Origin of the sequence: Acinetobacter sp. AG1, assembly GCF_001005525.1 — a bacterium.
In the GTDB taxonomy this organism is placed as follows: Bacteria; Pseudomonadota; Gammaproteobacteria; order Pseudomonadales; family Moraxellaceae; genus Acinetobacter; species Acinetobacter modestus.
Genome location: NZ_LBMZ01000100.1, coordinates 25,310 through 48,588 on the forward strand (window position 1 = coordinate 25,310; position 23,279 = coordinate 48,588).

13 protein-coding genes are annotated in these 23,279 nt (G+C 39.9%); 9 read left to right on the forward strand and 4 right to left on the reverse strand.

The genetic code is table 11. From position 1 onward, the window contains the following. The first annotated feature begins 20 nt into the window (after positions 1-20). Together fdhD and AAV96_RS05615 are read left to right on the forward strand one after the other, a co-directional pair. Positions 21-809, forward strand: coding sequence for a formate dehydrogenase accessory sulfurtransferase FdhD (fdhD, locus tag AAV96_RS05610; RefSeq protein ID WP_046738609.1), 789 nt, complete (start codon positions 21-23; stop codon positions 807-809). Between the two features lie 84 nt (positions 810-893). Then, positions 894-1,835: a Dyp-type peroxidase gene (locus AAV96_RS05615; RefSeq protein WP_046738610.1), complete on the forward strand. Its 942-nt coding sequence runs from the start codon at positions 894-896 to the stop codon at positions 1,833-1,835. A 44-nt stretch (positions 1,836-1,879) separates the two neighbouring features. Here the strand turns inward: AAV96_RS05615 and AAV96_RS05620 are convergent, their stop codons facing one another. From AAV96_RS05620 to AAV96_RS05635, 4 genes are all read right to left on the reverse strand, one after another. Continuing rightward, positions 1,880-2,275 carry an acyl-CoA thioesterase gene (locus AAV96_RS05620; protein ID WP_004662651.1) on the reverse strand — a complete coding sequence of 132 codons (396 nt, stop codon included), beginning with the start codon at positions 2,273-2,275 and terminating at the stop codon, positions 1,880-1,882. An 85-nt stretch (positions 2,276-2,360) separates the two neighbouring features. Beyond that, positions 2,361-3,761, reverse strand: coding sequence for an AdeC/AdeK/OprM family multidrug efflux complex outer membrane factor (gene adeC, locus AAV96_RS05625; RefSeq protein WP_046738611.1), 1,401 nt, complete (start codon positions 3,759-3,761; stop codon positions 2,361-2,363). Between the two features lie 75 nt (positions 3,762-3,836). Next, positions 3,837-6,950 carry a multidrug efflux RND transporter permease subunit AdeB gene (gene adeB / locus AAV96_RS05630; protein ID WP_046738612.1) on the reverse strand — a complete coding sequence of 1,038 codons (3,114 nt, stop codon included), beginning with the start codon at positions 6,948-6,950 and terminating at the stop codon, positions 3,837-3,839. After that, positions 6,950-8,095: an efflux RND transporter periplasmic adaptor subunit gene (locus tag AAV96_RS05635; RefSeq protein WP_046738613.1), complete on the reverse strand. Its 1,146-nt coding sequence runs from the start codon at positions 8,093-8,095 to the stop codon at positions 6,950-6,952. The genes adeB and AAV96_RS05635 overlap by 1 nt, the downstream gene beginning before the upstream one ends. A gap of 143 nt (positions 8,096-8,238) precedes the next feature. On the opposite strand from AAV96_RS05635, the gene adeR reads away from it, so the two are divergent. The 7 genes from adeR (at position 8,239) to AAV96_RS05670 (ending at position 23,215) form a co-directional block, all read left to right on the forward strand. Then, a complete protein-coding gene (gene adeR / locus AAV96_RS05640; protein ID WP_046738623.1) occupies positions 8,239-8,970 on the forward strand; it encodes an efflux system response regulator transcription factor AdeR in 732 nt (243 codons plus the stop codon). Positions 8,971-9,012: 42 nt separating this feature from the next. Beyond that, positions 9,013-10,092, forward strand: a complete 1,080-nt coding sequence (adeS, locus tag AAV96_RS05645; RefSeq protein ID WP_046738614.1) for a two-component sensor histidine kinase AdeS — start codon at positions 9,013-9,015, stop codon at positions 10,090-10,092. A gap of 324 nt (positions 10,093-10,416) precedes the next feature. Beyond that, positions 10,417-13,077 carry a DUF11 domain-containing protein gene (locus tag AAV96_RS05650; protein ID WP_046738615.1) on the forward strand — a complete coding sequence of 887 codons (2,661 nt, stop codon included), beginning with the start codon at positions 10,417-10,419 and terminating at the stop codon, positions 13,075-13,077. A 19-nt stretch (positions 13,078-13,096) separates the two neighbouring features. Beyond that, positions 13,097-15,784 carry a DUF11 domain-containing protein gene (locus AAV96_RS05655; RefSeq protein WP_046738616.1) on the forward strand — a complete coding sequence of 896 codons (2,688 nt, stop codon included), beginning with the start codon at positions 13,097-13,099 and terminating at the stop codon, positions 15,782-15,784. Further along, positions 15,771-19,766 (forward strand): SdrD B-like domain-containing protein, encoded by a 3,996-nt coding sequence (locus AAV96_RS05660; protein WP_046738617.1) that lies wholly within the window; start codon positions 15,771-15,773, stop codon positions 19,764-19,766. Before AAV96_RS05655 ends, AAV96_RS05660 begins: the two co-directional genes overlap by 14 nt. A gap of 233 nt (positions 19,767-19,999) precedes the next feature. Then, positions 20,000-20,494: a hypothetical protein gene (locus tag AAV96_RS05665; RefSeq protein WP_004662635.1), complete on the forward strand. Its 495-nt coding sequence runs from the start codon at positions 20,000-20,002 to the stop codon at positions 20,492-20,494. A 39-nt stretch (positions 20,495-20,533) separates the two neighbouring features. Continuing rightward, positions 20,534-23,215: a beta strand repeat-containing protein gene (locus tag AAV96_RS05670; RefSeq protein ID WP_046738618.1), complete on the forward strand. Its 2,682-nt coding sequence runs from the start codon at positions 20,534-20,536 to the stop codon at positions 23,213-23,215. Positions 23,216-23,279: the final 64 nt, after the last annotated feature.

Genomic DNA, 23,279 nt, shown 5'->3' on the forward strand with positions numbered 1-23,279 from the left:
GGATAGCGAAGAGGTCAATTTTGGATACCAAAACACGTGGTTATGAAACGGTGCAAGTGCATCGTTTTCATCAGGATAGTTCTGAAAATGAAATGGATTATATCATTCAGGAATATCCTGTTGCACTGATTTACAATGGAATTTCCCATGCCGTGATGATGGCAACACCGTCAGACCTTGAGGTATTTGCCAAAGGTTTTAGCCTGTCGGAAGGGATATTACATAGTCTAAGCGAGCTATATTCACTAGAGATTCGTCACAATGCATTAGGGGTTGAAGTCGATATGACGATTTCCTCTCGTGCATTTATGGCACTCAAACAACATCGCCGAATGATGGTGGGACGGACAGGCTGTGGTTTATGTGGGATTGAGAGTTTAAAACAACTCTATTCCGAGCTGCCGTTGGTCAGTAGTAAAGTTTCATCTTTGTGGCTTAATCAAATTCCAAGTGCCATTGCTCAACTAAAAGCCCGACAAAAAATTACTGAACTCACTGGTGGCGCACATGCCGCGGCGTGGGTGGTACAAGGGAAAATCATGGCACTTTTTGAAGATGTCGGCAGGCATAATGCTTTAGATAAATTACTTGGTCATCTGGCGGAGCAAAAACTGAATGTTGCCGAGGGCTTTGTGGTAATGACCAGCCGTGCCAGTTATGAACTGATTCGCAAATGCGCACAATGCAATATTGGACTATTGGCGACAATTTCTGCACCGACCAGTATGGCGATTGAGATGGCAAAACAATTAAATCTGACCTTGGCCAGTTTTTGCCGTGGAGATAGCTTTGTTTTATACACGCAATAATAGTAAAAATTTGTGATTTGCATTATTTCTAATGTATTGATTTGTGTAGGATATGAGCATTAAGTTTTTTTATTCCCAAATATTATGAATATACCTTTAAGACCTCAGCCTGTGATCAACAATCTTTCAGGTGAAAATGCTTTATTTATTGTACTTGGCATCAACACCAACCCTGATCATTCAGGGGTGATTGATTTTCTCGCCAATTTCTCAGCCTTAGTCCGCAGTCTAACCAATCGTTTTCCAAACAGTAATTTCAGTGCTTCGGTGGGGATCGGCTCAAATGCTTGGGATTTACTGTTCCCAGATTTAAATAAGCCGAAAGAACTGGCACCATTTCAAGAGATCAAAGGGCCAAGACATACAGCGGTCGCGACAACAGGTGATTTATTCTTTCATATTCGTGCCAATCAAATGGCAATTTGTTATGAACTTGCCTCGATTTTGCATGATCAACTCAAAGAGGATACCTATCCAATTAGCGAGACCAAAGGTTTTAGATACTTTGATGGTCGCGCCATTCTTGGCTTTGTGGATGGGACAGAGAACCCTGAGCATGAAATTGCCAAAGAGATTGCTTATGTCGGTCAAGAAGATGCCGAGTTTCTGGGCGGTAGTTATGTGTTTATTCAAAAGTATTTACATAATATGGAAATGTGGAAAGGCCTAAATACTGAAGAGCAAGAAAAGGTGATTGGTCGAAAGAAATATGATGACGTCGAGCTTGGCGATGATATCAAACCACAAAGCGCACATAATGTCGCAAGTAAGGCACATGATGCTGACGGGAACGAGCTTAAAATCTTAAGAGCCAATATGCCATTTTCCAATCCAACAGAAGGAGAATATGGCACGTTCTTTATCGGATATTCACGTTCTTTTAATATCACCAAAACCATGCTGGAGAATATGTTCTTGGGCAAGGAAACGGGGCATATCGATCGTTTACTCGATTTTAGTACCGCAGTTTCTGGCAGCTTATTCTTCGTTCCAACCTTTGATTTTCTCGAAGATTTAGGCGAGTAAGCTTGATCCGCTGAAATGAATACGTTTATTTCAGCGGGAAATATTTATTGGTTAATTAGATATTGTTGTAACTGAACACGGAATGGATCTGGGATACGACCTGATTTTTGCGTGCTGAAATCGAAATACACCTGAACCGCTTTGCCACGCGCAACGCAATGCTCATTTTGCCAAGCTTCATGTGCAACAACGAATGAAGAATTGCCGATATGCTCAATCCAAGTTTTGATTTCGATATCAGCGCCGTAATAGATTTGGGCAACAAAATCGACTTCAACCCGTGCCAGAATCAAAGGCAGATTTTTGATTTCCATGCTTGGGTTAAATAGACGGAAAACTGGTTCACGCGCAGTTTCAAACCAACCTGTGATAACAGTATTGTTGATATGTCCGAAAGCATCGGTTTCATAGAATCTGGGTGTAATCGAAAGTGTAAACATAGATCAATGATTATTTCCTCATTTAAACCCAAATACTATAAGGGCTGAGTGAGTAAAAATCAGCCCAAATAATCGACTTAAGCGTTTACGAAGCCCGAGATAAGCCACCACCTAAAGCTTTATAGAGTTCGATCTGGTTATTTAATTTGGTTTGTTCCAGCATCAATAGACCTTGCTGAGCTGCATAAGCAGAACGTTGCGCATCCAACACGGTCAGATAACTGTCAATGCCTGCTCTAAAGCGAGCCGTAGATAATTTATAGGTAGTATCGGTTGCTGAAACCAAACGGCGTTGAGCACTCAAGCGATCTTCAATATGGGCACGGGCAGCAAAGGCATCATTAACCTCTCGGAAAGCAGATTGAATGGCTTTTTCATAATCTGCCAGTGCAATTTGTTGCTCTGTTTCAGAAATTTTAATATTGGCTTTACGCGTTCCCCAATCAAAAATCGGAAGATCAATACTTGGCCCAACTGACCAAGAGAAACCTCCTGATTTAAATAAATCTTTGAGATCTGTCGACGCATATCCTGCTGAACCTGTCAGACTGATGGTCGGGAACATTCGTGCTTTCGCTGCACCAATATTGGCACCTGCTGCAAGAAGTTGGTATTCAGCAGCTTTTAGGTCAGGGCGATTATTGAGTAAATCACTGCTTAAGCCTGTTGCAAAAGTACTTTCAGCACTAATACTTTTCACGGCATGATTCGGTAGGAGATTTTGGGGAATAGCTTGACCAGCCAATAGATCCAGTAGATTTTGAGCTTGTGACACTTGGGTCTTATAGGTCGCCACATCATTTCGGGCTGTTTCAACCGAAATCTGAGCCTGACGTAAAGGAACTTCACTATCAATCCCGACATCAAAGCGTTTTTTGTTGAGGTTATAGGAATCGAGTTGTGCTTTTAAGGTCTGCTCAGCCAGATTTAAATTGGCCTTTGCATAGGCATAATTCAACCATGCTTGGCTGACCTGACTCACTAAACTAATTTGAGTGGCATCTCTAGCACTTTGGGTGGCAAGGTAATTATTTAACGCCGCGTCTTTTAAATTTTGTACACGGCCCCAAAAGTCTAACTCATAAGCAGTTACGCCAAGTCCCACCTGAAAGGTGGAATAAGGATTATTTGGATTCACAGTAGGGTTGACTTGTCGTACGGCACTGCCAGTTGCTCCGATGGTCGGTAACTGGTCATTCTTGCTGATTTGATATTGTTGTTGTGCACGTTGGATATTCAGTGTTGCAGTACGTAAATCACGATTGTGATTTAAACTGATTTCGATCACTTTTAATAAACGTGAGTCTGAAAAAAATTGTTGATACCCCTGATTGGCAATCGAAGTTCCAGCCGTGGTTTGAGAAAAATTTTGTGGAATATCGGATTTAATCACAGGTTTTGGTGCCTGCATATTCATACACGCTGTCAAGGCAATTGAAAGCGTAGAGACAAGCAGGCTACGAGATAAGACAGTCACATTAGACATGGTCTTCTCCAAATAATATAAGGATAAATACAGAGGAGGAGTCAGAGGAAATCATTTGATTCCCTCTGCTCAATGTCAGTTAAGATGGTTTTTTTGCTTCGAAGAAAACAGCTTTTCAACTGCACTCAGGATGAAAATGAAGAAGACTGGGACAAAGAAGATTGCCAAAATTGTCGCTGAAATCATGCCACCAAATACACCTGTACCTAAGGCATGCTGTGTTTCCGAACTGGCACCTGAAGCGATGACCAATGGAATCACACCACAGGTAAAGGCGAGTGAAGTCATCAGAATCGGACGTAAACGAAGTTTGGCTGCAGCAACAGTGGCCTCAACTAAACTCATGCCTTCTTCTTTCAGCATCTTGGCAAATTCGACAATCAGAATCGCGTTCTTGGCGGATAAACCAATAATGGTAATCAGGCCAATTTTAAAGAACACATCATTCATCAAGCCTCGAGACATAATCGCAACAATGGCACCAAAAATACCCAAAGGCACGACCAGCATCACTGAAAGCGGAATTGCCCAACTTTCATAAAGTGCAGCCAGAACAAGGAATACCACCAGCATGGAAAGGGCAAGTAAGAACGCCATCTGAGATTCAGATTGCTTTTCCTGTAAGGAAATACCAGTCCATTCATAACCGATGCCTTTTGGCAATTTGGCAATCAGGTTCTCCATTTCACGCATGGCATCGCCTGATGACGTATCAAAGTTTGGGATACCTGCAATACTCAACGATGGGCGACCGTTATAGCGGTTATATTGCTGTGGTGCTTTATTCCATTGCGGTGTGACGACTTCAGATAAAGAGACCAATTGTCCATTTGAACCCATGACTTTCAGATTCAAAATATCTTTTAATTGCATTCGTGATTTGGCATCGACCTGTACAATGACTTGTTGCATACGTCCCTGATTTGGGAAGTCATTGATATACATTGAACCCATTGAGGTTGAAATGATGTCAGAAACATCTGCGAACTTCACACCAAGAACATTCAATTTTGCACGGTCAATTTTTAAAGAAATATTGTCACCTTGCGGTAGACCCTCATTCCAGACCATATAGAACTTTTTATTCTTGGCTGCCATTTCCATTAACTGGTCTTGTGCAGCTAAAAGTGCAGGCATTCCTAGGTTGGCACGGTCTTGTAAGCGTAAGCTGAAACCTGAAAAAGTCCCAAGTTCATCAATGGCAGGCGGAAGCACAGCCATGGTTGCGCCTTCTTTACTATGTGCCATCGTTTTATTGACAGCATTGGTCATTTCGCTTGCACTTGACGTACGCTCTTTAAAATCTTTGAGCGTGGTAAAGGCAATACCTACGTTTTGACCTGCACCACTGAAACCCCAGCCCATAATGGTGGTGTTACTTTTGACATTCGGATTGTCTTTTAGACTGTTTTCAAACTCATTGACCACGCCTCGTGTTCTTTCGGCAGTGGCATCAGAAGGCAACTGGAACGAAGTCAGGAACCAGCCTTGATCTTCCTCAGGCATAAAGGCTGTAGGCCAATACTTCATGCCTGCAAAGGTAAGACCTGTAATGACCACAAAAATCACCATCATTGGAATGCTATGTTTGATCACTTTCAGCAGGATCAATTCATACTTTTTGGTGACTTTATCGAAGCTACGGTCAAACCATGCAAAGAAACCTTTCTTTTGATGATGTCCATCAATCGGTTTGAGGATGGTGGCACATAGTGCAGGGGTCAAAATCAACGCCAATAATGCTGAGAACAGAATCGACACTGACATGGTTAAGGTAAATTGTTGATAGATAATGCCGACCGAACCACTGGCAAATGCCATCGGCAAGAATACTGCGGCCAAGACCAAGGTAATACCAATAATCGGGCTGGTGATTTCCTTCATCGCCTTGGAGGTTGCTTCTTTCGGTGGCAGGCCTTCAGTTGCCATAATCCGTTCGACGTTTTCCACCACCACAATCGCATCATCGACGATAATCCCGATCGCGAGCACCATACCAAACATGGTCAGTACATTGATCGAAAAGCCTGCAAGCAACATCACTGCAAAGGTACCCAATAGCGCAATCGGTGCAACAATGGCTGGAATTAAGGTATAGCGAACATTATGCAAGAATAAATACATCACAATGAACACAAGAACCATGGCTTCAAGTAAGGTATGAATTACTTTTTCGATTGAAATTTTAACGAAAGGTGCAGTGTCATAAGGAATACTAAATTGCATGCCTTCAGGTAAATTGAGTTTTAATTCTTCAATTTTTGCTCTGACACCTTCAGCGGTTTTCACTGCATTGGCACCCGGACTGAGCTGAATCGCGGCAGCCGTTGCAGGTTTGCCATCTTCTAAAATTGCAAAGTTATAAGCCTGTGAACCCATTTCTACATTGGCAACGTCAGATAGTTTAATGACACTACCACTGGTCTTACTTTTGAGACTGATATTTTTAAATTGATCAACATCACCCAACTGACCTTCAGCAGACAAGGGGATTGTGATTAATTGACCTTTGACTGCAGGCAGATCACCGAGTCGGCCGGGTGCGATCTCGACGTTATTTTCGCGGATCGCATTATTGACATCACTAATCGACAGACCGTAAGACACCAGTTTGTTTGGGTCAACCCAGATACGCATGGCTTTTTCTGCACCGAAGGATTGAACTTTACCTACGCCTTCAACACGTTTCAGTTCTTCGACCACGTTACGGACCAGATAATCACTCAAGTCAACTTCAGAATATTGTCCATTCGGTGAGTTGATTCCAACCAGCATCAGGAAGCCTGATGACGAGGCTTCAACCTGTAGGCCTTGCTGGCGAACCACTTGAGGTAGACGTGCTTCAACAGCCTTGATCTTGTTTTGTACATCGACCTGCGCCATTTCAACATCTGTACCTGGTTTAAAGGTCGCAGAAATCTGAGCAGTACCAGAGGTATCCGTAGTCGCGCTATAGTAAAGCAGGTTTTTAACCCCAGATAATTCTCGTTCGATCAAAGTCACAACGCTGTCATTGATCGTCTTTGGCGTCGCACCTGGGTATACCGCGCTAATGTTGACCTGAGGCGGCGCCACACTTGGGAAGCGGGCAATCGGTAATTTGGGAATACTCAATAGCCCAAATAAAATAATGAAAATCGCAATCACCCAAGCGAACACAGGGCGGCGAATGAAGAATTGTGACATCATCATTGAGCTCCTTGTATTGCAGGGACTTTCCAGTTGCTGATTTCAAGTTTTTGATTCGGTTGAATACGATCAACACCTTCTACAACCACTTTATCGCCTGTTTTTAGGCCTTTATTGGCGATATAGAACTGATCATATTGTTGTCCCAACTCAATTGGGCGAATCTCTGCTGCACCTTTGCTATTGATCACATACACTTGTGGCTCGCCATTGATGTTGCGTTGTACCGCTTGTGCTGGAATCAATAGAGCTTGTGGAACAGAAGCACGGTCAATATTCACACGTACGTACATACCTGGAAGTAACTTTCTTTCAGGGTTTTGAACTTCGATACGAATGGTGACATCGCCAGTTTCTGGATCGACGTTAATGTCTTCAAATAGCATTTTTGCGGTGACGTTATACGCTTGACCATGGCTATTTGAAATACGTACCGTTTTCTCATTATTAGCTGACAACTCACCACTTTGTAGCGCAGCCTGTAAACGTTCGTATTCACCAATCGACTGTTTTACATCAACATAAACCTTGTCGATCTGTTGAACAGTTGCCATGGTATTGGCATCACCTTGGCTAACCAATGCACCTTCAGTCACAAAAGACTGTCCAATACGACCCGAGATCGGGGCACGTACCGTGGCATATTGCAGATTCAAGTTTTGACGGGTAAGTAGCGCTTTCATTTGCGCAACATCAGCTAAGGCTTGACGATATTCGGCTTGTGCATTACTGACTTCTTGCTTACTGATCGCATTGCTTGGCAATAATTGTTCATAACGTTCTAACTGAACCTTTAAACGTACCACTTCAGCTTCAGCCTTATTCAGAGAGGCACGATTACTGTTCACATCCGCTTGGAAGGTTTCAGCGTTAATTTTATATAGTGCTTGGCCAGCTTTGACTTCACTGCCTTGTCGGAATAATACTTTTTCAATAATACCGCCGACCTGCGGACGGATCTCGGCAGTACGGAAGGCCTGCACACGCGCTGGCAAATTTTCGCTAAAGTTCACCGCTTGCGGTTGAAGATTTAAAACACTCACTTTTGCAGGGGGAGTTTCGGCTGGCTTTGCCTCCTCTGAACCACAACCTTGTAATACAAGTCCGATGGATAAAAATAATGGAAGTAATAGATGCTTTTGCATTCTGTCCAAACCTTGGGAGTTTTTGATGCTGACATTATTTTCCTGCTTTGTGTAACCAATATCGGGGAAGTGTGGAAAAAGTGTGGAGATTGACAGATAAATCATCGTATGATGAATTGATTGTTTTATTGATCTGGATCGTTATGTTTGAGCATTCCTTTTCTTTCGATTGTCACGACAAACTTATTCTTGTGGTAGAGGATGAGTATGATATTGGAGACATTATCGAGCACTATCTCAAGCGTGAAGGGATGCGTGTCATTCGGGCAATGAATGGCAAACAGGCGATTGAAATGCATGCTGCACAAGCGATTGATTTAATTCTGCTGGATATTAAATTGCCTGAACTGAATGGTTGGGATGTGCTAAATAAAATTCGTCAAAAGGCGCAAACTCCTGTCATTATGTTGACTGCACTTGACCAAGATATTGATAAGGTGATGGCATTACGGATTGGTGCGGATGACTTTGTGGTTAAGCCTTTTAATCCCAATGAGGTGGTCGCACGGGTGCAGGCTGTGCTACGGCGGGCTCAGCAAAACAGCCAAACAGTCAAGAAGAATCTCATCTATAAAAACATCGAAATTAATACCGATATACATAGTGTTTATATTCATCAACAAGACAAAAAAGTCATGCTGAATCTTACCCTGACCGAATATAAAATATTGCTGCAAATGATTGATCATCCTTACAAAGTTTTTACACGAGGTGAGCTTTTAAATCACTGCTTACCCGATAGTGACGCTTTGGAGCGTACTGTAGATAGTCATGTCAGTAAATTAAGAAAAAAATTAGAGGAGCATGGATTGCAGCAGATGTTGATCAATGTTCGAGGTGTCGGTTACCGACTCGATCACCCACAAGAAATATAGTGTAGTCAAAAGATCAGCAGGCAAGTTATTTGGAAAAATGTTATGAAAAGTCACTCAGGAATCAGTAAACAGCTCTTTATTGCCTTAAGTATTGTGAACTTAAGCGTGACACTTTTTTCAGTTTTTCTGGGCTATTTCATTTATAACTATGCCATCGATGCGGGATGGATTACTTTAAGTTCATTACAAGAAGATTGGACGGAATTCCATTTTGTCGATTGGATTTGGCTATCTACGGTGATTTTTTGTGGAGGTGTCATTTCTATCATTATTGGAATGCATCTTGCCCAACGTTTTATTAAGCCAATCAATTTCTTGGCGGATGCGGCAAAAAAAATTAGTCAGGGCGATCTATCCGCGCGTGCTGATGACAGTCAAATTCATTCCACTGAAATAGCTGAGTTGATGCATAACTTTAATAGTATGGCGAAACAATTAGAAAGTTCTGTTAAAAATGCCCAACTTTGGAATGCTGCAATTGCGCATGAGTTAAGAACCCCAATTACGATTTTGCAAGGACGTTTACAAGGTGTTTTAGATGGTGTTTTTAAACCTGATGAAATCCTATTTAAAAGTCTATTAAATCAAGTTGAGGGTTTGTCTCATCTTGTTGAAGATCTTCGTACACTGAGCCTTGTTGAAAATCAACAGCTACGATTAAATTATGAATGGGTCAATATTCAGGACAGCATTGAAAAAGTATTAAAAATATTTGAACAAAGATTCACTACAGCAAATTTAACTGCTGAACTGCGATTAGCGATGACTCTTATTTTTTGTGACCGACGACGTATTGAACAAATATTAATTGCTTTATTTGACAATGCTGTTCGATACACAAATGCAGGCACAATTAAAATTTCTTCAAGTAGCACTGCTAAAGAATGGATTTTAAACATTGAAGATGAAGGGCCGGGCATTCCTCAAGAATATCAACAAGATTTGTTCAATCCTTTTTTTAGATTGGAACAGTCAAGGAATAAAGAATTTGGCGGTACAGGTTTAGGTTTAGCTGTTGTATATGCGATTGTGATTGCGCATAAAGGTTCGATTGAATATAGCAATCCAAATCAGAATAGTGTGTTTAGCATCAAGTTACCGATAGAAAAAGATCATATATAAATTTTTTGAGAGTTTAAAATTTAGTTTGTAATTATTTTTAATGTAAGCTATTGATATAAATTGTATTTTATTAATGGTGAAAATGAAAATTAGAAATGAGAAAAATTTAATCAATCTTTAATCATTACCAGATTATTATTCAGACATAACATTGATCTACAAGTTTTTTTACCATTTGGTAAAACTAAATAAAAAAATCACGTTTTTGTCAATTTGTGTGTTCAAGTCGATATTTTTGTAGTATTCTTTTGTGAAAATTGTCAATAAATTCGTACAATTTGTCAATAAGAAATCTATCTTTACATTTTTTGTGGGTTCTGAAACATGATAAGCCGATTCAAGAAAAGTGCTGTCTCAAAAACTTCATTTATCGCTTTATTTGGCTTATTTGTTGGATTTCATAGTTCTATTGCATTTGCTCAACCTAAAGCAGGAAGTAGTATCACGAATATTGCAAGTGGTGACTTCTATGATGAACAAGGTAATTTGCAAGTTATTAATTCAAATGCAGTTATTTTAACTGTTCAACCAATTTACTCTTTAACTTTACAAAGTAATCAACAAAATATCGGAACTATTGGAAGTAAAGTAAACTTCCCGCATGTTTTAACCAATACTGGTAACATCGTAGACGATTATAAATTAAGCCTTACTCAGTTAACGAATGATCAATTTAATTTAGATAATGTAGCCGTTTACATCGATCGGGATCAGAATGGCGAGCCTGATGATAATAATAATTTACTGAATTCAACGACAAGTTTTCGCTTAGAAGCTGGTGAGTTTGCCTCATTAGTTGTCGTTGGAAGTATTCCAACCAACGTAACTGCAAATAATGTCGCTAATTTTACTTTAACAGCTACAAGCCAGCATGATAATGCGATCGCTATGACCGTAAGTGATACAGCAAAAGTTGTGGATGATGCTGTAATTCAAGTGACGAAATCACAAAATATAAGCACAGGTAAAACTGGCACGGAAATTACTTATACCTTAGCTTATACAAACACGGGTACTGCGGCAGCAAGACTCGTATTAAGAGATATCTTAGCTACAGATGTAACATATAAATCGGGTAGTGGTAGTTGGGGGAATGGTTCAGGATCTTTAACTGATGCTGATGATGTTGAGACGGGTGCAAATGCGCCAATAAAATATAAAGTGAGTAATGGGCAAGTAGATGTAGAGCTTGCAAGTGTGGCAGCTTTAAGTAAAGGTACAGTAAGTTTTAAAGTCACTGTGAATGCGAATGCTACCGAAAAAGTTGCCAATACCGCCGACTATCAACAATACAATGCATCAAATGCTATTCTGAAAAATACGCTAACGAATACTGTAATTTTTAACGTTCAGCAAACCTTAGGTGTTGTACTTAACTATAGCCCAAGTAACGCGAATGATGATGGCGAGCCAAACGGTGGTTTGAATAACTTACAAATCCAAAATAATACTTTTGGTGGCGTAGCAAAAGAAGTCCAGTTTGATAATTATGTTTGGAATACAGGACAGGCGACTGATACTTATAATTTAAGCTTCGTTAAAAGTAACGTACCAAGTTGTGCTGTAGTTCGTTTATATCATGCAGATGGTCGTACATTGCTGACAGATACTAATGGCGACGGTGTAATTGATACAGGCGGATTGGCTTACGGCACTTCAAAAAGAATTAAATTAGGGGTTTATTTCCCAGCGAATTGTACTTCTACAAGTACAATGGATTTCGACATTACCGCAACTTCCGTAACAGATACCAGTGTAAAAAATAGTACGCGTGATCGATTAGTCAATACAGTTGCCGTGGGCGAAAGCGATTTGTATAACAGTAACAATTCAGGTGTGGGAGTTGGAAACGTTACTGGTTCAGGTGGGCAAGCCTTATTGGTGAAAAATGCTGTAAAAGGTGCAACAGCTGTTTTCCCACTTGTTATTCGAAATAATAGCACGGCCTCAAATAATTATAATTTGTATGCATCGAGTACAACGATTGACATTAATAGTATCAATACGACGTTACCAACAGATTGGGTAGTGAAGTTCTATAATGGTGATGCAACATGTCAAACGTTACAGGGAGAAATTACCAGTACTGGCAACATGGCGGCTGGAACAACTAAACAGTATTGTGCTGTTGTCACTGTTCCTGCGAATACGACTTTGACAAGTTTACCAATTTGGTTCGCTATGAAATCACCGATGAATGCTCAAGGTGACAGTATTAAAGATCAAGTTGATGTGGCTGTACGCAAGTTGACTTTAGCAAATGATCAACAAGGGCGGATTAATGTCGGCGGTACGGTTGTATATCTGCATACATTAAAAAATATGGGTACATTTGTTGAAGGTGATACAAGCGGAAAAGTAAGTCTTAGCGTAGTCCCTCAAAACATTAATGATGGTTTCACTTATACTTTGTATTACGATGCCAATAATAATGGTGTATTAGATACCACAGACCCAATTGCTACTGATTTGTCTATAACAGGTGGATTAAACCCTCAAAGTTCAGTGCAGCTAATTTTAAAAGTTCAAGCTCCATTAACAGCAGCAAATGGTATTTCTAGTGCAGCAAATATCGTCGTCTCTGCTACGAATACAATCCAAGGTTTAACGCTTACAACAATTCAAAATACAGATTTAACAACAGTTGATCCTACGCAACTTCGTTTGACCAAAGAACAGTCTAAAGATGAAGCATGTGCACTTATGAATGTTGCCACCGCGACATATGCGAGCAACCCATTGACAATTAAGCCAAATCAATGCGTTACCTATCGTTTAACAATTAAAAATGATGGTTCAACACCAGCAGCGAATGTTGTGATTAATGATGTTGTACCTGCTTATAGTATTTTGCGAAATGCATTGCCGCCGTCAGTGAGTAAGGGTTCTGTTGCTGTGAGTGGAGATCAAATATCTGGAAATATTGGAGCACTTGCACCACAGGAGCAAGCAGCGTTGTATTTTTCTATTCAGGTTACACCTTAAGTTAGGCGGATGCTAGAAGATGAATATAATCAATACATTAGAGAATATCCGCAACAGCAAGATCACTTTAGGGATTTTGTTGGTTACTTTATTGGGAGTACATCAGTCTAGCTCTGCTGCTGTTCCTACACGCCAAATCATTAGTAATATGGCGATAGGTGAGTACACTGAAGAAGGCTCAACCGTTGTTCAAGTTAGCCGTTCTAATTTAGTTCAAACAACGATTCTTCCAGTTTATTCTGTTAATTTGACGGCAAATAATACTAAAAATGTCGTAGCGGGTCAGACTGTATATTTCAACCATACTTTGACTAACACGGGTAATGAAGTCGACCAGTATACCTTTGCAGTGACAAATAATACTGGAGATAGCTATGACTACAGTAATCTATCTGTATTTTTAGATAAAGATAATGATGGCGTGCCTGATGGCGCAGCGATTACTTCTTATTCCTTAAGTGCAGGTGAGTCAGTTGGCCTTATTGTGGCGGCAAATGTACCGAGTGGTGCAACGGTTAATCAAAATGGATTATTAACATTAACTGTAAATTCTTTAAATAGTGCATCTGGAACAAAAAACAATATCGATACAGCAACTGTTACGAATCAGTCTGCTTTGGTTGTTCGTAAAAAGTTTTCTCAAACAAGTGTGGCAACTGGAGACGTTGTTACCGTTCGTTTGGATTATCAAAACTTAGGTAGCACAGCGACTGGCTCTGTAACTTTAACGGATACACTTGATTCAAGTTTGGCTTATCAACTAAATGCTGGTGAAAATTGGAACGGTACAACTGTAAATCCAAGTACTGGTAGTAACGATCCAGCAGGAATCAATTACAGTGTAACATCAAATACTGTAACTGCAGTCATTAGCTCAATACCAGCAAATGCAACTGGCTATATTGAATTTAAGGTTAAAGTAAATAAATCAACTGCTGGGTCAATCAATAATACCGTTAATTTTCAGTATGATCATGATAATAACGCAACAACTGCAAATATATCTGATCTCAGTAACATAGCTGTACTTAATGTTGCTTCAATTTATGCTGTCAAAATTAATGGTAGTGCAAGTGATGTAAACAATAGTGCTACGGTTATTGCTTCTGCTGCGGCTCAAGGTGGGGAGCTTACGTTTAATAACTATGTTTGGAATACGGGTAATAGTACTGATCGATTTAATGTAACGATGACGGGCAGTACTTTTCCGACAGGTAGCCAAATTGAATTTTATCGTGCAGATGGCGTAACCCCATTATTAGATAGCAATGGGGATGGTATTCCTGATACAGGCTTATTATCCGCAGGCGTAAATTTACCAATCGTTGTTAAAGTGCGTTTACCTAGTAGTTATGCTGTAACGACTGATACGACATTCGAAGTTTCACCTCAAGCTCAGTCTTTAGGTGATATTAGCAAAACGAGTTTGATTAAAGATCAGGGTAATTTACTTGCCACAACGGTAGCGCGTTTAGTTGATTTGACGAATAGTCCTGAAAACAATGGTTTGGGTAATGGAAATGTTGATAATGCTGGCAATCCGTGGAAAACCGTGATTGCATCAACAAGTACCAATCCTGTTGCGGGTGGGCAAGCAATATTTCCATTAAAAGTGAGCCATACTGGTATTGGAACTGAATATTTACTTAGTGCGAACTCAACAAGTGATTTTACGAATCTAATTTTGCCTAATGGCGTGAACCGTGTTCGTTTTTATGTTTCTGGAAATGGTTCAAATTGTAGTGTCTTAGGTAGTGAAACAGGTAAAACCATCTATCTGAATAATGGTGAAAGTCAGTTAATCTGTGCTGTTGTTGAAGTGGATCAATTGAACAGTAGTGTAACTACACCGATCTATTTCCGCGCTCTTTCTACAAGTTTTGTAAGTGGTAATAATAGTAGTAATCCGAGCCAAGATATTATTAAGGATGCGATTACCATTCAAAGTGTCAATTCTGTGGCTAAAGTAGAATTCACGCCAAATTCTCGTGGACAAGTCTCGCCATTAGGCACCGTCATTTATAGTCATCTTTTAACCAATAATACTGATGTTGATTATACAGGGAACTACAGTTTTCTTTCGAATAACGATCAGGTTGAGTTTAACAGCACTCTTTTTTATGACGTAAATGGGAATGGTGTTTTTGATGCTGGGGATTTGGTAATGAGAAGTTTAGCTGACTTGCCGGGTGGAAAATTAGCAGCACATACTCAAGTCAAATTATTGCTTCAGGTTAAAAATCTTGTAGCAAATAATATTGCCCAAGCGAATACCACCACGATTAATTTAACGAATAATGCTAATGGTCAAGTTGTGGCATCAATTACCGATGTAACTACAGTGAATCAGACACAATTGAAGTTGAGTAAGTTGCAAGCACGTGATTTTGATTGTAATGGCACAGCTGATGAGTCCTATACAACAAATAGTCTAAATATAGGTAAACAAGCAAATGGTCAAGGTCAGTGTGTTTTGTATAAGGTGATTTTAACCAATACAAGTGCTACTGGTTTGAGTACTGCATTTACCTTTAGAGATATGACGCCTGCCTATACAGTTTTATCTCAATCGCCTATCTGCACATCATGTAGTGGTATGACGGCTCCCACAGTTGGTAATGCTGGTGCGGTTTCAGGAACATTAAATAGTGTGGCTGCAAATCAAAGTTATGAATTTAATTTTGGGGTGCGCTATGTTGGTCAGTAAGCAAAAAATGAAAAAGAATATCTCTAATTACAGCATGATGAATCATAAAGTTAGTTATATATATACCTTGGTTTTGTTTATCTTAACTTGTTTGATGTGTAGCCAAGCTGTATTGGCTGCTCCACCAACTATTGAGATTTATTCAGGCTCTGGGTCTGGGCAGGGTCCAACTGCATCTTCAGGAACCCACACTTTTTTGCTGAATAGAAACAACCCATCAGACAATACGGGTGAGACATACGCACCGACAACAACGGTAAGTTATTCAATTACAAATTCTGTTTATAATGCGACACCTTATACATCGAATAGTAATCAGTTTAATAAACCTGATTTTTTTATGGGTGGGGATACAAATAATAATAACGTAGTTGCTCCAGTGAATATTCTTCAGCCATTGAATGGTTATGGTAACCCTGCTGATAATATGTTTGCTGCATCGCTTCAAAATGCACCGACTGGCTGTACAAATGGTGTAGATTGTTTGAGTACAAATGGCGGGATTAGTGTGACCTCAAACAACGGCGTGGCGATGGAGATTACCACACGTGGTTTAAATGGCTCAGGAATCGCGACAAATTCTAGGGTGAAAATGGGTACCATTGTCATTAGTTTCAATCGCCCAGTGACTAACCCCATATTACAAGCAAGTGCATTAGGTGCAGAAGCATCAAGTGGATTAGGTTTTGGTGCAGAATTTACATTAACAAATAGTAATGTTCCTGTAGTGATGAGCCGTATTGCGGGAAGTAAAGAGCTTACTGTTAGTGGTAATAATATTACTAACAACGCAACTACAATTAGAGCCGCGAGTGGAAATGGTGGAGCGAGTGGAAGTGTATATATTAAAGGTAAAGGGATTACATCTTTAACTTTTGATGTCTATGTACGTGGTGATGGTCGTGGGTCGACGTGGTCAACAACAGGCGCTGATGCTTTCTTCTTTGGTGTTTCAAGTATGGATGCCGATAGTGATATTTCTATCGTAAAAAGCCAACGTATTGGAACGTCGGGAACTTTTGTACAAACCCAATTAAATAATGTTCCTGTAAATTCTGTCATGCAGTATCAATTGCAGATTAGTAATACTAAACCAGCAAGTGCAACCGTTGGTGGCTCAGCTTATTTGGCTCCTTTTTCTGATGCGATTCCTTCTAATTTAAAAGCTGTCAGTATCGTTGGTACTGCAAGCACGACTGGAACAGGTACGACATGTTCCCCAACGCTCTCTGGTAACGATACAAGTGGCTATAATCTAACAGGAACATTTAGCGGTGCAAGTACTGCCACATGTACCATCGTACTTCAAGCAACAGCTGCAGTAGCGGGAACAATTACAAATACAGCAACGATTGAAGCAACATCTACCGATTCTGCAACTACAAATGACAGTAGTTCTGTAAATGCAATTATCGTAAATCCAACAGCAGTAACTGCTGATGCAACTATTTTAGAAGCTCGCTTTAGCATTACGCCCAACTTACCTACTATTGTTCGAGGTCGAGTAGGTTCTCAACTCATTGATATTAAAAATGAAGGGCCGAACAATGCAACGAATGCAATTGCGACTTATGTTGCTGCACCACAAACGGGTGTGAGTGTAACGGGGGTAAGTGTGGTCGGTGGGGCGGCATGTACCCAAAGTGGTAGCAACTGGACATGCCCTTTAGGCAGCGTGGCTAATGGGACTACAAAACAATTATCTGTGAGTTACAGTACAACAGCCGCTTCCTCTTTAGGTACTGCTCAGCAAGCAACTGTTAAAGTGTCGAGTGATGAGTTTAACCCAGGTAGTGGTGTAGGAGAGACGCTCTATAAAGTATGGGGAAGTAACCAACAAAATGAATACAGACCTAATGGTGCATTTTGGGTGGGTTATGAAGGAACGGGGGGAACTGCAAAAGTTGGTGCTTTTGCTGATGAGAGTTCATCCATCGTGAGTGCATGGCCAGCTAACCAAGCCAGCCCAACAGGTGGGTACTTAATTTCTGGTAATAATGGTACGAGTGATTCAACTTATGGAGCATCTAGTACAACTGCTTCTGCGATGATTCAAAGAATTATTACCAATATGAGTTCAGATGCAAATTCAACTGTACAACTTAATTTAATCAATACACCTGATATTGGAGATAACCGTCGAGCATGGGAATTTACCACAGGTGTATATATTGCTAATTCACAAACAGTCACTGTATGTATGGGTAACACAAGTGTCGGTATTGATGATAGTGGCTATATTATGGTGGATGGTGTTGTAGTGAGTAGCTCGAATAACTATTTGGGTGGTGGGATTTCAGCATCGACATCTTCTGCTTTAGCACCAGGTTATCATCGAATTACTTATCGTATTGCAAATAGAAACACCTATGCTGGGGCGAGTGAGCGTGCAGCTGGTGGTTATGGATCAATTGGTTTATCACTTAGTGGTAGTTGTTCAACTGCAAACTTTGACAATGCAACTACTAGTGGGGTCCCTGCAAGTATCAATATTATAGATGGTGCAAAAATTAAGATTGCTAAAAACTCTGTGAATGGGACGGGTACGTTTAACTATATTAATCTTAGCAATCTTGTAAATAGTACAACAGCAGTTACCACGGATTCTGTAACTACGGTGACAGCAGGAACCACAGCAACCTCTGCACAACAGCTTTGGGCGCAAACATTGAATACAGATGTTTCTTTTACAGAAAGTGCTTTAGCTGGATATGTCTTATCAGGTGTTAGCTGTGTAGATGCAAATAGCGGTGTAACAGGTAATACAGGTACTTTTTGGACGCTTGTAAATAATATTGTGACGATTCCCGCTGTTCGTATAAAAGAAGGTGCCAATATTACCTGTACTTTTACAAATACTAAGCTTGTTTACGTTGATATTACTGGACGAGTATTTTTTGATAATAGCGGAACAACATTAGATGTGAGTAAAGCATATAATGGCATACAAGATGCAGGTGAAGTTGGGATTGCAAATAGTACAATTCGTTTGAATAACTGTAGTACTACACAGTTAGCTTCAACAGTGACAAGTGCAAATGGTGATTATGCTTTCTCAATTGAACAAAGCTTATTACCATCATCTTTTTGTATTGTTCAGCAGAATTTACCAGAATATATTTCTGTCAGTGGCACAACAGGCTACACTCGTTCGACAGATACAATTGCTTTAACCAAGACAAGTGCGACAAGCTATACAGCAAATAATTTTGGTGATGTGATTCTTAATGTTGTGTTGAATGAAGATGGGCAACATACAGCTATTGCTGGAGATGTCACTGACTATCCTCACCGTTTAAGCACGCAAATTCCAGTTCAACTCACTCAATTATTACAGACTCAGACTCAGCAACCAAATTCTAGCGCTGATCAACCATGGCAAGCACTGGTTTATCGAGATACGAACTGTAATGGTCAGGTGGATATGGGTGAAGTTGTATTTAACCCAACTGCTGCAAGTACTGTTCTATTACAGCCAAGTGTCGATATTTGTTTAGTACAGCGAGTCCATGTACCAACTAATGTTGCTGCTGGCGCACAACATATTGGAACTCTTCAAGCAAGTTATCAATTTGCTCTGACAAATCCGTCACAAACGATTTTAGGGCAAACGCTTAAACGTCAGGATGTGACACTTATTGGTAGTGCTGGTTTAACACTGACAAAAAAAGTTCGTGCAGTTGCAAGCTGTCCTTCAACTTCTTCCGATACAAATGCATTTGTAACGACTAATCAGGCCGCTAAGCAAGATAATTTAGAGTATGAAATCACCTACAAAAATAACAGTACCAAGAAATTACAGAACGTAAAAGTGAAAGATAGTTTACCAATTGGTACTAATTTTGGCAGTGTGAGTTGTAGCCTAACACCAAGTGGAAATACTTGTAATACAAGCCATTCTGGTGATTATCTTGAATGGAGCTTGACTGGGTTATTAAATCCATCAGCTTCAGGTACTCTGAGATTTTGTGTGTCGCAATAGTAAATAATAGATAAAGTATGCCGAAAATATTATTTATTTGGCATACTTTGTACGAGAAGTTGGTATAGAAGTTGCTATTATTTGAACCAGTAGATGTTTTTTTTACAAAAAAGTGATTTTTTTCAACAAAAGTACATAAAAATGCTGTATTTTTGTAATGGTAAAAATTATTTGAACTTTGAGTTAAAAAAACTGTTCAGAAATTTAGGATGTTGAGTTTGGAAACAATAAAGATGCATTTAAAAGATAATTGGAAAAAAGGTTTACTTGGTGCAGCTAGTTTGATTTTGGCGGTTAGTGTTTCTGCTGAAACTAAAGTTGCAAAAGATCCTGTATCTGTAGAATTAAAAACGTATCTCATTAGTGTAAGCACAGATGGGAAACCAGTAGCTAAGTTAGTCAATAAAGTGAAGCCAAACGATGTAATCGAGTATCGTGCAACGTATACAAATAATACATCAGGAAAAATTAAAAACTTAGCTGCTACGTTACCAATACCCGTAGAAACTTTATTTTTGGCGAAATCTGAGCCAGAAAACGCGCAAGCAAGTACAGACGGTACAAATTTTGCCCCGATGCCTTTAAAACGCAAAGAGGGTAATCAAATGGTGAATGTTCCACTGAAAGATTATCGTGCATTACGTTGGACGATCGCAGAACTTCCTGCTGGGAAATCTGTAACGGTATCAGCACAAACGCGTATTAACAGTGACAAAACCAAAAATTAAACAAACTGACATTGAATATTCAACAGGGGTAAGTTCCGAATGTCAAATCAAACTCAACGTTTAAAACTAACGCAATTAGCAGCTTCGATTGCATTTGTTGCAGGTGGTGCAGCTTTCCTTCCTTCAGCACACGCAGCAGCTCCTAGTGCGGGCACAAACATTAGTAACATTGCATCTGCAAGCTATACTGATAGCAATGGTTCTAATAAAACTGTGACATCAAACGTAGTTACTACGACTGTATTGCAAGTAGCAAGTTTCACGTTGATCGCAGATCAAACTAAAACTGCTAACGCTAATGGTCAAGTATCTTTATCTCACACATTAACAAATACTGGTAATGGTAGCGATACCTTTAACGTAGCTGTTGCCAATAATGATACACGTGATAACACGACTGATAATTACGATTTCAGTGGTTTAAAAGTTTATCTTGATGCCAACAAAGATGGTGTTCCAGATAGCCAAACTCCTGTAACAAGCGTAACTTTAGCAGCAGGCGAATCTGTTAACTTAATCGTACAAGCAACAACAGCAAGCAACAACGTTACTGCTGGTGATCTTGGTAAGTTAACTGTTTCAGCAATCAGTGGTTTTGATACAAGTGTAACTGCTAAAAACGTAGATACAGTTAAGATTACCAATGGCGCTGTAATTAGTTTATTAAAATCTGCAAGTGTTAGTAATATAGATGCAACTTCATCAAGCCCTGCTGCGCGTGAAGTTGAATATACTTTAGCTTATCAAAATACTGGTAACACGACCGCAACTAACGTTACGATTACAGACGTACTTCCAGCTGGTTTAACTTATGTTGCTGGTTCTGCTACTGTAAATGGTACTGCTGTAAATGATGCTGTTGATGCTGATGGGTATAATTTCACTTCAGGCACAGCTACATTAGTTATTCCTGCTGTTGCAGCTAACAGCACGGGTGTATTGAAATTTAAAGTTCAAGTGGTTCAAAATACTCCAGCTGGTATCATTACAAACATCGCTGAAGTTGATCCAGATGGTCCAGGTACAGAAGGCAAAACGCCATCTAACCCGAACGATGTAACTGTGTTAAGTGTTAAAAAAGGTACTATTAACGATAGCACTACAGATGCATTTGCTGATGGACAATCAACAACAACTCCAACACCTGATGTAATTACTAAGTCAACAACTCAAGGTACTCCAGTTACCTTTGGTGTTACTGCGGGTGGTGGTGAGCCAATCGTTGTACATAACACTGGTAATGTTACAGAAGCATTCAACATCACTGTAAACAAAAACTCTTTACCAACTGGTAGTATTGTTGAATTATTCAAATCTGATGGTGTAACGCCATTAACTGATACGAATGGTGACGGTGTTGTAGATACAGGACCTATTGCTAGTGGTGCTACTTATCAGGTTATTTCAAAAGTAACACTGCCTTCTGGTTTTTCTTCTACAACTCCTATTAACACGATCTTAACTTCAGCACCTGTAACTAATGCCTCAGCTACAGATACAATTACTTTAGTTATTGATAAAGTTGTTGCATCTACGGTTGACTTGCATAACGGTGACGCAACAGATAGTACTGGAGCTATTGTTGGTGCATCTGGTAAAGATACAGGTCAATATATTGATACGAAATCAACTAAACCGGGTCAAGCAACTAACTTCCCATTAACTATTGATAATAAAGGTGCAACTGGAGATAACTATAATTTATCTACATCGCCTGCATTACCAGCCGGTTGGACAGTTCAATATTACTTAGCTGATGGTACTGGTAATCCAACAGGTGCTCCAATCACGAATACAGGTAATGTACCAAGTGGTGGTACTGTTAAACTTGTAGCAGTTGTTACACCTCCTGCAAATGCACCAGCTGGTGATCAAGAAGTTATCTTTAAGGTTGCTTCGCCTGCTACCGGCTTAACAGATGTAATGTCTGATCGCGTAACAGTAGAAACTAATCGTATTCTTAGCTTGCAAAATGACCGTACTGGTCAAGTTGCGCCAGGTGGTACGGTTGTTTACAAGCATACCTTAACCAACAACGGTAACATTGTTGAAGGCGCTACAGCAGGTAGCCTACCATTCACATTGACGAATGACCAAGCTGCAAGTGGTTGGACAACAAGCTTATATGTTGACTTGAATAACGATGGTGTAGCTGATGCTAATGAATTAGTTACAGGTAGTGATCTTGCAGCGAAAACTGGAAGCATTGCTCGTGGCGCATCTGTTAACTTACTCATTAAAGTTCAAGCTCCAGTAAATGCAACTGCAGGAACACCAAGCGCAGTTGTATTGACCATTCAACCTACAAATGCTGGTGGTCAGTCTGTTGCTGATCTAGTGAATACTGACTTAACAACTGTAACAAGTGGTCAAGTACGTTTAGTGAAAGAGCAATCTTTAGCAAACTGTTCAACAGGTGTTGCTGGTACTTATACTCAAAATACTGTTTCTGCTAAGCCGGGCGAGTGTGTGAAGTATAGAATTACTGCAACAAATGAAGGTAATGCTGACGTAACTAATGTTGTGATTAGCGATGCTACGCCTGCATATACAACGTTGAAAGTGATTGCAAGTGCATCTCCAGTAGCTACAAATGCGACATTGAGTACTTCAACTGCTGCATTAACTGATGGTTCAACAGGTACTATCGCTGCTGAGAAAACACCTCTTGTACCAAATACAAGTGCGGTATTAGAGTTTGTAATCAAAGTAAATAATTAATATTCATTAAGCAATTTCGATTGCTCAAAATGAATTGATTAAATATGTGGGCATTTGCGCAAAG